At 70.6% G+C, this 12,346-nt stretch carries 13 protein-coding genes; 4 read left to right on the top strand and 9 right to left on the bottom strand.

Going from position 1 to position 12,346, the window contains the following annotated elements; translation table 11 throughout:
* On the bottom strand, positions 1 to 1,143 hold the full coding sequence (locus LCHO_RS02155; RefSeq protein ID WP_012345464.1) for a Re/Si-specific NAD(P)(+) transhydrogenase subunit alpha: 1,143 nt from the start codon (positions 1,141 to 1,143) through the stop codon (positions 1 to 3).
* Positions 1,144 to 1,257: 114 nt separating this feature from the next.
* Between LCHO_RS02155 and LCHO_RS02160 the strand changes: the two genes are divergently transcribed.
* On the top strand, positions 1,258 to 1,758 hold the full coding sequence (locus LCHO_RS02160) for an NUDIX hydrolase (RefSeq protein WP_012345465.1): 501 nt from the start codon (positions 1,258 to 1,260) through the stop codon (positions 1,756 to 1,758).
* Here the strand turns inward: LCHO_RS02160 and LCHO_RS21895 are convergent.
* A complete protein-coding gene (locus LCHO_RS21895; RefSeq protein WP_012345466.1) occupies positions 1,742 to 2,884 on the bottom strand; it encodes a glycosyltransferase family 9 protein in 1,143 nt (380 codons plus the stop codon). The genes LCHO_RS02160 and LCHO_RS21895 overlap by 17 nt on opposite strands.
* A gap of 127 nt (positions 2,885 to 3,011) precedes the next feature.
* Here LCHO_RS21895 and LCHO_RS02170 point away from each other — a divergent pair, with 127 nt between their 5' ends.
* Positions 3,012 to 3,251 (top strand): CDGSH iron-sulfur domain-containing protein, encoded by a 240-nt coding sequence (locus tag LCHO_RS02170; RefSeq protein WP_012345467.1) that lies wholly within the window; start codon positions 3,012 to 3,014, stop codon positions 3,249 to 3,251.
* A gap of 38 nt (positions 3,252 to 3,289) precedes the next feature.
* Positions 3,290 to 4,432 carry a tRNA 2-thiouridine(34) synthase MnmA gene (mnmA, locus tag LCHO_RS02175; protein ID WP_012345468.1) on the top strand — a complete coding sequence of 381 codons (1,143 nt, stop codon included), beginning with the start codon at positions 3,290 to 3,292 and terminating at the stop codon, positions 4,430 to 4,432.
* Between the two features lie 10 nt (positions 4,433 to 4,442).
* On the opposite strand, the gene fahA is transcribed toward mnmA, so the two are convergent.
* The 7 genes from fahA to LCHO_RS02210 all read right to left on the bottom strand — a co-directional run bounded on the left by fahA (position 4,443) and on the right by LCHO_RS02210 (position 11,209).
* Positions 4,443 to 5,747 carry a fumarylacetoacetase gene (gene fahA / locus LCHO_RS02180; protein ID WP_012345469.1) on the bottom strand — a complete coding sequence of 435 codons (1,305 nt, stop codon included), beginning with the start codon at positions 5,745 to 5,747 and terminating at the stop codon, positions 4,443 to 4,445.
* The gene (locus tag LCHO_RS02185; protein WP_012345470.1) at positions 5,744 to 6,283 is read right to left on the bottom strand and encodes a VOC family protein; all 540 of its coding nucleotides are present in this window, start codon (positions 6,281 to 6,283) and stop codon (positions 5,744 to 5,746) included. Before LCHO_RS02185 ends, fahA begins: the two co-directional genes overlap by 4 nt.
* A gap of 11 nt (positions 6,284 to 6,294) precedes the next feature.
* On the bottom strand, positions 6,295 to 7,371 hold the full coding sequence (hppD, locus tag LCHO_RS02190; protein ID WP_012345471.1) for a 4-hydroxyphenylpyruvate dioxygenase: 1,077 nt from the start codon (positions 7,369 to 7,371) through the stop codon (positions 6,295 to 6,297).
* Positions 7,372 to 7,417: 46 nt separating this feature from the next.
* A complete protein-coding gene (locus LCHO_RS02195) occupies positions 7,418 to 7,942 on the bottom strand; it encodes a gamma carbonic anhydrase family protein (RefSeq protein ID WP_012345472.1) in 525 nt (174 codons plus the stop codon).
* A 7-nt stretch (positions 7,943 to 7,949) separates the two neighbouring features.
* Positions 7,950 to 8,963, bottom strand: a complete 1,014-nt coding sequence (locus LCHO_RS02200; RefSeq protein WP_012345473.1) for a Bug family tripartite tricarboxylate transporter substrate binding protein — start codon at positions 8,961 to 8,963, stop codon at positions 7,950 to 7,952.
* A 52-nt stretch (positions 8,964 to 9,015) separates the two neighbouring features.
* Positions 9,016 to 10,194, bottom strand: a complete 1,179-nt coding sequence (locus LCHO_RS02205) for a CaiB/BaiF CoA transferase family protein (protein ID WP_012345474.1) — start codon at positions 10,192 to 10,194, stop codon at positions 9,016 to 9,018.
* A gap of 70 nt (positions 10,195 to 10,264) precedes the next feature.
* Positions 10,265 to 11,209 (bottom strand): hydroxymethylglutaryl-CoA lyase, encoded by a 945-nt coding sequence (locus LCHO_RS02210; protein ID WP_012345475.1) that lies wholly within the window; start codon positions 11,207 to 11,209, stop codon positions 10,265 to 10,267.
* A 137-nt stretch (positions 11,210 to 11,346) separates the two neighbouring features.
* Between LCHO_RS02210 and LCHO_RS02215 the strand changes: the two genes are divergently transcribed.
* On the top strand, positions 11,347 to 12,303 hold the full coding sequence (locus LCHO_RS02215; RefSeq protein ID WP_012345476.1) for a LysR family transcriptional regulator: 957 nt from the start codon (positions 11,347 to 11,349) through the stop codon (positions 12,301 to 12,303).
* The last annotated feature ends 43 nt before the right edge of the window (positions 12,304 to 12,346 follow it).

Genomic DNA, 12,346 nt, shown 5'->3' on the forward strand with positions numbered 1-12,346 from the left:
TCAGGTCCTCTTCAGTTCGCCGTTTTGCGTCATCAGGCAGGCCGCCACGATGTCGTCGTCCATCGGCACCGCAAGCGTTCCCTCTTTGGTGAGGATGAGCTTGAGGAAGTCGAGCACGTTGCGCGCGTAAAGCGCCGACGCGTCGGCCGCCACCAGCGCGGGCAGGTTGGTCTCGCCGACGATCGTCACGCCGTGCACCTTGACGGTCTGGCCTGCCACGGTCAGCGGGCAGTTGCCGCCGCCGATCTCGCCAGCCAGGTTCGGGCCCTTGCCGGCGGCGATGTCGACGATCACCGAGCCCGGTTTCATGGCCTTGACCATGTCCTCGGTGATCAGCGTCGGCGCGGCGCGGCCGGGGATCAGCGCGGTGGAGATGACGATGTCGGCCATCGCCACGCGCTTGGCGACCTCGATCTTCTGGCGTGCCATCCAGCTCGGCGGCATCGGCTTGGCGTAGCCGCCGACGCCGACCGCGGCTTCGCGCTCCTCGTCGGTCTCATACGGCACGTCGATGAACTTGCCGCCCAGCGATTCGATCTGCTCCTTGACGGAGGGGCGCACGTCGGACGCCTCGATCACCGCGCCCAGGCGCTTGGCGGTGGCGATCGCCTGCAGGCCGGCCACGCCGACACCCAGGATCACCACGCGGGCGGCCTTCACGGTGCCGGCGGCGGTCATCAGCATCGGGAAGAAACGCTGGTACTTGTCGGCGGCCATCATCACCGCCTTGTAGCCGGCGATGTTGGCCTGCGAGGACAGCACGTCCATGCTCTGCGCGCGGGTGGTGCGCGGCGCGGCTTCGAGCGCGAAGCTGGTCAGGCCGGCGGCGGCCAGGCGCTGCAGGCCGGGCTTGTCGAACGGATCGAGCATGCCCACCAGCGTGGTGCCGGCGCGGTAGCCGGCCAGTTCGGACTCGGACGGCGCGCGCACCTTGAGCACCAGATCGCAGGCGAGCACGCCGGCGGCATCGGTGATCTCGGCGCCGACCGCCACATAGGCCTCGTCGGGGGCGCTGGCGGCCACGCCCGCGCCGCTCTGAATGCGCACGGTGTGACCCTGCGCCTTGAGTTTTTTCGCCGTCTCGGGCGTCACGGCCACACGGGTTTCCCCGGCAGCCAATTCCAGCGGCACTCCAACCAGCATCTCGCCCCTCCTGTTGTGGGTGCGGCAGCTTACACACTTTTGGTGAACGAACGGCCCCCCGTGTCATCCCGGAGACAGCCTGATCTGCATGTGACGTGCCGGTACGATTGCGACATGGCTGAACACCGATGGAAACCCAATGTGACGGTCGCGGCCGTGGTCGAGGCGGATGGCCGCTTCCTGCTGGTCGAAGAAGAGACGGTCGAGGGCCTGCGCCTGAACAATCCTGCCGGCCACATGGATTGCGGTGAATCGCCGCTCGAGGCGGTGGTGCGCGAGACCCTCGAAGAGACCGCCCGGCACTTCAGGCCACGGCATTTCCTGGGCGTCTACCTGTCACGTTTCCAGCGGCCGGCCACCGACGAGGACGTCACCTACCTGCGCCTGGCCTACGCCGGCTCGGTCGGTGAGCCCGTGCCCGGGCGCGCGCTCGACAGCGGCATCGTGCGCACCGTCTGGATGGATCTGGACGAACTGCGCGCCAGCCGCGCGCGCCACCGCAGCGCGCTGGTCCTGCGCTGCATCGAGGATCACCTCGCGGGCCGGCATCACCCGCTCGACGTGGTGACGGCCGACGCCACGCTGCACGCGCCCGAGATCAAGCGGGCGTTCTGAGCGCAGCAGCGTCCGCCGCCTGCGGCAGCGGGTGCCCGGACCGCACCGGCGCCGCCGTTGCGCGCGGCCGCAGCGTGTGCCAGGCCGCGAGCACGGCGGCGGGCGTGAGGTCGAGCAGGCGGGCGCGTTCGTCCGGCTCGCGCGGGCCCAGCGGCACGACGCTGGCACCGGCCGTGCGCGGCACCCAGCGCAGCCAGCCGAAGCGGCCGTACAGCACCACCAGCGGGCAGTCCATCGCGCCGGCTACATGGGCCGGCCCGGTGTCGACCGAGATCATGCTGTGCGCCAGCGCCGCCAGCCCGACCAGGCGCGGCAGCGGCGCCTCGCGGGCGATGTTGAGCACCTGATCGGCGCCCGCGCCCGTGGCATCGACGATCTCCTGCACCAGCCCGGCCTCGCGCGGGCTGCCGCAGACCAGCACCGCTGCGCCCGGCAGGCCGGCCAGCACGCCGCGGATCACCTCGGCCCAGTGACCGCTCGGCCAGTGCTTGTCGTGCGCCGCGGTGGCGATGCGGCCGCGTTTGTGGGTCTTCTTGTTGCCCGGCTGGATCAGCACCAGCGCGCGGCCGGCCAGGCCGCGCTGCGCCAGCCACTCGCGGGTCTGCACGGTCCATTCGGCCGGCGCATGCAGCCGGGGCAGCGGCGCGATGTCAGGCCGGTCGTCGTGCGGCCCCGGGCAATCCGGGGCGTCGAGGCGGGCCACCTGCAGCCACCAGTCGGCCCAGTGGATCGGCTGTGCCGGGTGGTGATCCCAGGCCCGCACGATGCGCCCGGCCGGCAGGCCGGCGCGCGCCAGCAGGCGGGCGGCGTGTTCGTCGCGCTCGCACAGGTAGATCGGGCCGCGGTGGGCCCGCAGCCAGCGCACCGCCGTCCACTGGCTCGGCGTCAGCCAGTACGGCGCACGCCGGCTGCTCACGCTGCGGATCTCGCCCACCGCCGGGTCGTGGCCCAGCACGATGGGCGTCCAGGCGCCGGACGTCAGCAGGTGCACCGGCCGGCCGTAGCGCCGGGCCAGCGCGGCCAGCAAGGGGGTCAGCAGGACGGCATCGCCGAGGGCCGGGAAGCGGATCACGACCGGCGCATCGGGGTCGCTCGTGCGGGAATCGTCAGAGTGGGTCCACATCATGGGCAAAAGCGTATCAGGCCCGCATGGGCGTGGCCATCGACAGGGCCGCGACCGCCCGACGCGAGGCTGCCCCGATGTCGCCGCGGGCGCGTATGCTGGGGTTCCAACCTCACCGGACCAGACCGCCATGAGCCAGCCCCACATTGCCCAGAAAGCCCCATTCCCCGTGGCCGTCGAGGCCGGCAAGAGCTACTGGTGGTGCGCCTGCGGGCAGAGCAGGAACCAGCCGTTCTGCGACGGCTCGCACAAGGGCAGCGCGTTCTCGCCGATGGAATACAAGGCCGCCGAGGCCGGCACGGTGTATTTCTGCGGCTGCAAGCACAGCGCAAAGGCGCCCTTGTGCGACGGCACGCACAAGTCGCTCTGATCTGACGGGTCATTGCGCGCCCCCGGGATAATCCGGGGGTGAACACCCAACTGCCTCCCAAACAGCGCATCGTCGTCGGCCTCAGCGGCGGCGTGGATTCGGCCGTGAGCGCCTGGCTGCTCAAGCAGCAGGGCCATGAAGTGGTCGCCATCTTCATGAAGAACTGGGAGGACGACGACGACAGCGAGTTCTGCTCGTCGCGCCAGGACTTCCTCGACGCCGCCTCGGTGGCCGACGTGCTGGGCATCGAGATCGAACACGTCAACTTCGCGGCCGAATACAAGGACCGCGTCTTCGCCGAGTTCCTGCGCGAGTATTCGGCCGGCCGCACGCCCAACCCCGACGTGCTGTGCAACGCCGAGATCAAGTTCAAGGCCTTCCTCGACCACGCCATGCGCCTGGGCGCCGACCGGATCGCCACCGGCCATTACGCCCGCGTGCGCCACAACCCGGCCACCGGGCTGCATGAACTGCTCAAGGGGCTCGACCCGCTGAAGGACCAGAGCTACTTCCTGCACCGTCTCAACCAGGCACAGCTGGCCAGCACGCTGTTCCCGGTCGGCGAACTGCCCAAGACCGAGGTGCGCCGCATCGCGCTCGAGATCGGCCTGCCCAACGCGAAGAAGAAGGACTCGACCGGCATCTGCTTCATCGGCGAGCGGCCGTTCCGCGAGTTCCTGAACCGCTACCTGAGCCACGAGCCCGGCCCGATCAAGGACGACCGCGGCCGGCGCATCGGCGAGCACGTCGGCCTGAGCTTCTACACGCTCGGCCAGCGCAAGGGCATCGGCATCGGCGGCCTCAAAGAGAAGGGCGCGCCGCGCGGCGGTGGCGAGCACGAGCCGTGGTTCGTGGCGCGCAAGGACCTGGCCAGCAACACGCTCTACGCCGTGCAGGGCCACGACCACCCGTGGCTGCAGTCGCAGCGCCTGAGCGCCGACGACGCCAGCTGGATCGGCACCGTGCCGCAGCCCGGCCAGGGCGGCCTCGCGGCCAAGACGCGCTACCGCCAGGCCGATTCGGCCTGCGCCGTCGACGCGCTCGATGCGGCCGCACGAACGCTGTCGATGTCCTTCCCCGCGCCGCAATGGGCCGTCACGCCCGGCCAGAGCGTGGTGCTCTACGAGGGCGAGGTCTGCCTGGGCGGTGCGGTGATCGCGGCGGCTGACCAGCGCGCCTGACCGCTGTCGTTCAGTCCGTCTCGTTCGCGACGGTGCTCGCCGCCGGCAGCACTGTCGCGCGGCAGGCGCCGAAGCCGATCGCCCGGTAGCCGGCGCGTTCGCAGCGCCCGTGCAGCTCGACGCTGTCGCCGTCTTCCAGGAAGCGCCGCTGTTCGCCGTTGGGCAAGGTGATCGGCGTGCGTCCGCCGGCGCTCAGTTCCAGCAGCGAGCCGGCCTGATCGGGGCGCGGGCCCGACAGCGTGCCGGTGCCCAGCAGGTCGCCGTTGCTCAGGCTGCAGCCGTTGACGCTGTGGTGGCTCACCAGCTGAGCCACCGTCCAGTAGGCCGCGTCGGCGTAGTTGGAGCGGCTGATGCACACCGCCGGTTGACCCGCTGCGCGCATCGCGGCGGTCTGCAGGCGCACCTCGAGGTCGACGTCGATGGCGCCCTGCGCACGCTGCGCGGCCGAGTCCAGATACGGCAGCGGCGGCGGATCGCCGGCCGGGCGCTCGAAGGCGCGGCGGAACGGCGCCAGCGCCTCCATCGTGACCATCCACGGCGACACCGTGCTGGCGAAGTTCTTCGACAGGAAGGGGCCCAGCGGCTGGTACTCCCAGGCCTGCAGGTCGCGTGCGCTCCAGTCGTTGAACAGCGCCAGGCCGAACACGTGTTCCTCGGCCTGCTCGATCGGGATCGCCTGGCCTTGCGCATTGGGCCGGCCGATGAAGATGCCGAGCTCGAGCTCGAAGTCCAGCCGCTGGCTGGGCATCAGCTGCGGCGCCTCGGCGCCCGCCGCCATGACCTGGCCCATCGGCCGCACGAAATCCTGGCCGCTGACGCCGATGGTCGAGGCGCGGCCGTGGTAGCCGATCGGCACCCACTTGTAGTTCGGCAGCAGCGGCTGGTCGGGCCGGAACAGCTTGCCGACGGTGGTGGCGTGGTGGATGCCGACGTAGAAGTCGGTGTAGTCGCCGATCTGGCACGGCAGGCCGAGCTGCACCCGCGCCATCGGCAGCAGCGCGTCGCGCCAGCGCGCCTGCTGCCCGCTGCCGGCGCGCAGACCGGCCGACAGGGCGCGGCGCAGCTCGAGCCGGGTCTCGGGCTTGAGGCGCATCAGGCGGTTCATCTCGGCGTGGTTGATCAGGCCGATGCGGCGCAGTTCGAGCACCTGGTCGCCGATCGCCACGCCGATGCGCCAGTCGAGGTCAGCGGCCTCGCGGAAGCGCCCGAACGGCAGGTTCTGGATCGGGAACTCGCAGGCCGGATCGTTGGCCGATTCGACCCAGCTGCGCAGCGCCGGGTCGTGGGTTTCATCGACCCCGTAGAGCGCGCTCACGACTTGAACTCCCGCGCGTGCAGGAAATCGGCGTGTCTTGGCGCGCGTTTGGTCTTGCTCCAATCCTCCAGCATGTCCCACTTGACCGCATCGAGCCTGGCGATCATCGCGGTCTCGTCGGGGTCCGGGCAGGCCAGTTCGACACGATGGCCGTTCGGATCGAAGAAGTAGATCGAGTGGAAGGCGCCGTGGTCGGTCACGCCCAGCACCTCGACGCCGTTGGCCTCCAGGTGGGCCTTGAATTCGAGCAGCGTGGCGCGGTCGGCCACCCTGAAGGCGATGTGCTGCACCCAGGCCGGCGTGTTCGGGTCCCGGCCCATCGGCGGCTGGGTCGGCAGCTCGAAGAAGGCCAGCACGTTGCCGCCGCCGGCATCGAGAAAGATGTGCATGTACGGGTCGGGTTCCTTGGTCGACGGCACCAGGTCCTCGGCGATGGCCAGCACGAAGTCCATCTTCAGCATCTTCTGATACCAGAGCACGGTTTCCTTGGCGTCGCGGCAGCGGTAGGCAACGTGGTGGATGCGATCGATTTTCATGGCAGCTCCCGTCACTCGGTGGCGAGCACGCCGCGGCGGATCTGGTCGCGCTCCAGCGACTCGAACAGCGCCTTGAAATTGCCCTCGCCGAAGCCTTCGTCGCCCTTGCGCTGGATGAACTCGAAGAACACCGGGCCGAGCAGCGTGCCGGAGAAGATCTGCAGCAAGAGGCGCGGCTTGCCGCCTTCGGTCGAGCCGTCGAGCAGGATGCCGCGCGTCTGCAGTTCGCTCACCGGCTGGCCGTGGCCGGGCAGGCGAGCGTCGAGCATCTCGTAGTAGCTCGCGCTCGGCGCCGTCATCAGCGGCACGCCGGCCAGCGCCAACCGGTCGACGGTGGCCAGCAGGTCGTCGCAGATCAGCGCGACGTGCTGGATGCCCTCGCCGTTGAACTTCATCAGGAACTCCTCGATCTGGCCGCTGCCCTTGCTCGACTCCTCGTTGAGCGGGATGCGGATCTTGCCGTCGGGCGCGGTCATCGCACGGCTGGTCAGGCCGGTGTATTCGCCCTGGATGTCGAAGTAGCGGATCTCTTTGAAGTTGAAGAGCTTCTCGTAGAACGCGCCCCAGAACGCCATGCGGCCACGGTAGACGTTGTGCGTCAGGTGGTCGATCAGCTTGAGGCCGTGGCCGACCGGGTGGCGGTCGACGCCTTCGATGAAGGCGAAGTCGATGTCGTAGACCGACTCCCCATCCTTGAACCGGTCGATCAGGTAGAGCGGTGCGCCGCCGATGCCCTTGATCGCGGGCAGGCGCAACTCCATCGGGCCGGTGGGCATCTCGATCGGCTGGGCGCCGAGTTCGAGCGCGCGCTGGTAGGCGTGGTGCGAGTCGCGCACCCGGAACGCCATGCCGCAGGCACACGGCCCGTGTTCGGCGGCGAAGTAGGCCGCCGGGCTTTTCGGGTCGCGGTTGACGATGAAGTTGATGTCGCCCTGGCGGTACAGCAGCACGTCCTTGCTGCGGTGCCTGGCCACCAGGGTGAAGCCGAGCTGCTCGAACAGCGGCTCCAGGACGTCGGGTGTGGGCGATGCGAATTCGACGAACTCGAACCCCATCAGGCCCATCGGGTTTTCAAACAGGTCAGCCATGGATTTTCTCCGTGCGGAAAGGATGGTCAGGGAGTCGCCCGGCGCGTCAGCCGATGCGCTCGAGTTCGTGCTGGAACAGCTTGGCGCGCCGGGCGTAGCTGGCGGCGCTCTCGATCAGGTTCGCGACCTCTTCGTCGGTCAGCTCCCGCATCACCTTGGCGGGTGCGCCGATGATCAGCGAGCGGGCCGGAAAGCGCTTGCGCTCGGTCACGATGGCACCGGCGCCGACGAGGCTGTGCGGGCCGATCACCGCACCGTTGAGCACGACGGCCTGGATGCCGATCAGCGAGCCCTCGCCGATCGTGCAGCCGTGCAGCATGGCCTGGTGGCCGACCGTCACGTTGGCGCCGATGTCGAGCGCAAAGCCCGGGTCGGCGTGCAGCACGGCGCCTTCCTGGATGTTGCTGGCCGCGCCGATGCGGATCGGCTCGTTGTCGCCACGCAGCACCGCGCCGGACCACACGCTGGCCTGTTCGCCGAGAACGACCCGGCCGATCAGCGTGGCTTCGGCGGCCACGTAAGCCGAGGCCGGCACCTGCGGCGCCTGGCCGCTGAGACGGTAGAGGCTCATGGCGCGCTCACTCCAGCGTGATGCCGGCCTTCTTGACCAGGCGGGCGTAGCGGTCCTGCTCGGTCTTGAAGAACTGCAGCGCGGCTTCGGGCGTGCTCGGGTTGATGAAGTTGTCCTGCTTGAGCATCGCCGCCTTGACCTCGGGGTCGTTGAACGCGGCCACCACGGCCTCGTGCAGGCGCTTGACCTGCACGGGCGGCAGGCCCTTGGGTGCGACGAAGGCAAACCAGCCGGCCACGTCGACGTCGGGGAAGCCCTGTTCGGCGATCGTCGGCAGGTCGGGCAGCGAGGCCGCGCGCTGCTTGCCCATCACGCCGATGGCGCGCAGCGTGCCGCTCTTGAGGTGGCTCTGCACCGCCTGCACCGCGGCCACGCCCAGCTCGACCTGGCCGCCGATCACGTCGGAGATCATCGGCCCCATGCCCTTGTACGGGATGTGGCGGATCTGCACGCCGGCGGCGTCGACGAACATCTCGCCGGCCAGGTGGATGATGGTGCCGTTGCCCGACGAGCCGTAGTTGTAGCCGTCCGGCTTGGCCTTCAGGAAGGCCTGCAGCTCCTTGGCGTTCTTGGCCGGCACCTTGGCCGGATTGACCACCAGCACGAAGTGCGAGCCGCCGACGACCGAGATCGGTGTCAGGTCGGCGATGCCGTCGTAGGGCATCTTCTTGAACACGCTCGGGTTGACGGCGTGGTTGTTCGAGACGATGCCGATCGTGTTGCCGTCCGGCGCGGCCTTGACGATCGCCTGCGTGCCGGTGATGCCGCCAGCGCCGGGCAGGTTCTCGATCACCACCGGCTGGCCGCCGAGCGCCTTCGACAGCGCCAGCTGCGCCGAGCGGGCGATCACGTCGACCCCCGAGCCCGGGCCGACCGGCAGGATGATGCGCAGCGGCGCGGTCGACTGGGCCTGGGCGACGCTGGCGCCGACGGTGAGGGCGAGTGCGGCGGCGAGGGTCGAAATCGCCGAAAGGGCGGGCAGCGCCAGCAGCGGGCGGCGGCGCAGGGGGATCGTGTTCATCGGGGTTGTCTCCTGGTTTCTGGTCTGGGGCCGGGGGATGAAGCGGGGGAGGTCATGCCGCCGTGCGGCTGGCGTGTAGGCGGGCCAGCACCTCGTCGGTGTGTTCGCCCACCCGCGGCAGCGCGCTGCGTACGCCGGGGCGGTGGCCGTCCATCAGCAGCGGCAGCAGCACGACCTGGGTGGTGTCGCCGTCGTCGGTGGTCATCGGCGCCAGGCCGCCGCTGGCGAGCAGGTGCGGATCGTTGACCAGCTCGTCGGGCCGGGTGATCGGCGCATACGGCAGGCCGGCGGCTTCGAGCCGGGCCGAGAGCGCGGCCTTGCGCTGCAGCGCCATCGTCTCGCCCAGGCGCTTGAGCAGCTCAGGGCGCACGGCCACGCGCTGGGCGTTGCTGGCCAGCGCCGGGTCGGCGGCGAGGTCGGGGCGATCGAGCACCTGGCACAGGGTCTGGAACTGCTTGTCGCTGGTCGCGGCGACGAACAGCTGCTCGCCCTCGGCCAGCGTGAAGACGTCGTAGACGCTCCAGGCCGACACGCGGCTGGGCATCGGCGGGGCGGGCTCGCCGGTCATCAGGAACTGCTGCACGTGCTGCGCCGACAGGAAGGCGCAGTTCTCGAACAGCGCGCTCTGGATCTCCTGGCCGCGGCCGGTGCCGTGGGTCGGGTGGTCACGCTCGCGCAGCGCGGCCAGCACGCCGATGGCGCCGAACATGCCGCCCATGATGTCGTTGACGCTGGTGCCCGCGCGCAGCGGCCGGCCTTCCGGGCCGGTCATGTAGCTCAGGCCGCCCATCATCTGCACCACCTCGTCGAGCGCGGTGCGGTGTTCGTAGGGGCCGGGCAGGAAACCCTTGTGCGAGACGTAGATCAGCCGCGGGCATTGCGCCGACAGCGTGGCGTGGTCCAGCCCCAGCCTGGCCATCAGGCCGGGGCGGAAGTTCTCCAGCATCACGTCGCTCTGCGCGATCAGCTCCTTCGCGGTGGCCAGGCCCTCGGGGGTCTGGATGTCGAGCACCACGCTCTTCTTGTTGCGGTTGAAGCTGCGGAAGAAGCCGATGCCCAGGCCCGGCAGGCTGCGCGTCTTGTCGCCGCCGGGCGGCTCGATCTTGATGACCTCGGCGCCCAGGTCGGCCAGGACCATGCCGCAGGTCGGGCCCATCACCATGTGGGTGAACTCGATGACGCGCACGCCTTCGAGCGGCAGGCGGCGGGGAGAGGACGGGGCGGTGTTCATGGCGTGGGCGCTTTCGTGCGGAAGATGGAGGCAGTGCGTCGGCAGGCGGCGCGCGGTGTTCGGCGGACGGTCAGCGCGCGCTGGCGCGTGCCGGTCTGAAAGTCCCGGGCAGGCCGGCGCGCCACAGCGCGCCGTGGGTGGGCTCGCCCGGGATCCAGCCGACCACCTGCGCGCGCAGGCGCAGGAGTGCGTCGAGGTCGAGGCCGGTGTGATGGCCCATCGCCTCGAGCATGAACGCAAGGTCTTCGGTGGTGGCGTTGCCGCTGGCGCCGGGCGCGTGCGGGCAGCCGCCGATGCCGGCCAGGCTGGCGTCGAATCGCGCCACGCCGAGGTCCAGCGCGGCTGCGACGTTGGCCAGCGCCAGGCCGCGGGTGTCGTGGAAGTGGCCGCAGCAGAATCGCTCGCCGGCGATCTTCAGCGCCTGCTCGAACAGCCGGGCGACCGCGCCCGGGTCGGCGTAACCCACCGTGTCGGCCAGGCTGACGCGGTCGGCGCCGGCGTCGAGCAGGGCCTGCAGCAGGCGCAGCACCTCGCTCACCGGCACCTCGCCCTGGATGGTGCAGCCGAAGGCGGTGCCGACGCCGCCCTCGATCAGCGTCTTGCGGCCCGATGCATCACGTGCCGCACGGATGCGGCCGAGCTCTGCCACCACCTCGTCGGGCGTCTTGCGCAGGTTGGCCAGGCTGTGCGCGTGGCTGGCCGACAGCGGCAGGATCATCAGGTGCGCGTCGCCGTCGAGCGCGCGCTCGGCGCCCTTCAGGTTGGGCACCAGCACGCTGGCCTTCAGGCCGGGCAGGGTTCGGGCGTAGGCCAGCAGCTCGGCGGTGTCGGCCAGTTGCGGCAGCAGCCGCGCCGGCACGAAGGAGCCGACCTCGATCTCGCGCTGGCCGGCGGCGTGTGCGGCGGCGAGCCAGGCGCGCTTGTGTTCGGTCGGCACGATCGTGGCGATGCTCTGCAGGCCGTCGCGCAGGCCGACTTCACGGATCACGACGGGGCGGGGAGAAGGGTGGGGCATCGCGGGTCTCCGGTGCGGCGGGCCATGCGGGTGCTGACCTCTGACGTGACTTTAGGGTTGCCGGATCCGGCGCTGAAGTGGTCTCTTGGCAGCAGGGAGATGCCGATCCGGAATCCCTGGCCGCGCACAATCGCGCCATGCGCGACCTCGACCTCAAATCGCTGCGCCTGCTGGTGGCGGTGTGCGACTGCCAGAACATCAAGCTGGCGGCGCAGCAGGAACACATCGAACCCTCGGCGATCAGCAAGCGCATCGCCCAGCTCGAGGCCACGCTCGGCACGCCGCTGCTGGTGCGCGGGCGGCGCGGCGTGCTGCCCACGCCGGCCGGGCTGGCGCTGCTCGAACACGCGCGCACGTTGCTCGACACGCTCGAGCGCATCGAGACCGACGTGGCGGCCTACGCCGGCGGCCTGCGCGGCCACGTGCGGCTGGTGGCCAGCGTGTCGGCGATCGCCGAGTCGCTGCTCGACGACGTCGCGCTGTTCATGCGCGACCCCGACAACCGCGGCATCCGGATCGACATCGAGGAGCGCCTGTCGACCGACGTGGTGCGGCTGGTGCGCGACGGCCGCGCCTCGATCGGCGTGTGCTGGGACAGCGTCGACCTGGCCGGCCTGTCGCACGTCGGCTACCGCCGCGACCAGCTGGTGCTGGCGGTGCACCCCGAGCACGAGCTGGCGTCGCGCCGCTCGCTGCGCTTCGAGCAGACGCTGGCGCACGAACACGTCGGCCTGCCGCCGACGACGGCGGTGTATTCGATGCTGCACCGCGCCGCCGCGCGGGCCGGGCGCACGCTGGTCAACCGCGTGGTGGTGTCCAACTTCGACGCCGCGCTGCGGGTGGTGCGCGCCAACCTGGGGCTCAGCGTGATCCCGATGCAGGTCAGCCGGTCGTGGGCGGCGTCCGGCGAGATCGTCGCCATCCCGCTGCTCGACGGCTGGGCGCAGCGGCGCTTCGCGGTGTGTTTCCGCGAGCGCGGCGCGCTGACGCCGGCGGCGGCGCGGCTGGTCGATTTCCTGGTCGGCCGGGCCGAGGCGGCAGAGGCTGCCGATGGTGTTGAACCGGCTGAACCGGCCGGCGGCCCCGCCGCCTGAAGGCGGCCGAGCGCGGTCGGGCCGGCGCCGTGCGCTGGCGCCG

It is taken from the genome of Leptothrix cholodnii SP-6, from assembly GCF_000019785.1.
Classification (GTDB): domain Bacteria; phylum Pseudomonadota; class Gammaproteobacteria; order Burkholderiales; family Burkholderiaceae_C; genus Sphaerotilus; species Sphaerotilus cholodnii.

What these genes read in the sequence shown, in the direction of transcription:
- LCHO_RS02155 (WP_012345464.1), bottom strand. Translation starts at nt 1,143, where the DNA reads ATGCTGGTTGGAGTGCCGCTGGAATTGGCTGCCGGGGAAACCCGTGTG.
- LCHO_RS02160 (WP_012345465.1), top strand. Translation starts at nt 1,258, where the DNA reads ATGGCTGAACACCGATGGAAACCCAATGTGACGGTCGCGGCCGTGGTC.
- LCHO_RS21895 (WP_012345466.1), bottom strand. Translation starts at nt 2,884, where the DNA reads ATGATGTGGACCCACTCTGACGATTCCCGCACGAGCGACCCCGATGCG.
- LCHO_RS02170 (WP_012345467.1), top strand. Translation starts at nt 3,012, where the DNA reads ATGAGCCAGCCCCACATTGCCCAGAAAGCCCCATTCCCCGTGGCCGTC.
- LCHO_RS02185 (WP_012345470.1), bottom strand. Translation starts at nt 6,283, where the DNA reads ATGAAAATCGATCGCATCCACCACGTTGCCTACCGCTGCCGCGACGCC.
- hppD (WP_012345471.1), bottom strand. Translation starts at nt 7,371, where the DNA reads ATGGCTGACCTGTTTGAAAACCCGATGGGCCTGATGGGGTTCGAGTTC.
- LCHO_RS02195 (WP_012345472.1), bottom strand. Translation starts at nt 7,942, where the DNA reads ATGAGCCTCTACCGTCTCAGCGGCCAGGCGCCGCAGGTGCCGGCCTCG.
- LCHO_RS02200 (WP_012345473.1), bottom strand. Translation starts at nt 8,963, where the DNA reads ATGAACACGATCCCCCTGCGCCGCCGCCCGCTGCTGGCGCTGCCCGCC.
- LCHO_RS02205 (WP_012345474.1), bottom strand. Translation starts at nt 10,194, where the DNA reads ATGAACACCGCCCCGTCCTCTCCCCGCCGCCTGCCGCTCGAAGGCGTG.
- LCHO_RS02210 (WP_012345475.1), bottom strand. Translation starts at nt 11,209, where the DNA reads ATGCCCCACCCTTCTCCCCGCCCCGTCGTGATCCGTGAAGTCGGCCTG.
- LCHO_RS02215 (WP_012345476.1), top strand. Translation starts at nt 11,347, where the DNA reads ATGCGCGACCTCGACCTCAAATCGCTGCGCCTGCTGGTGGCGGTGTGC.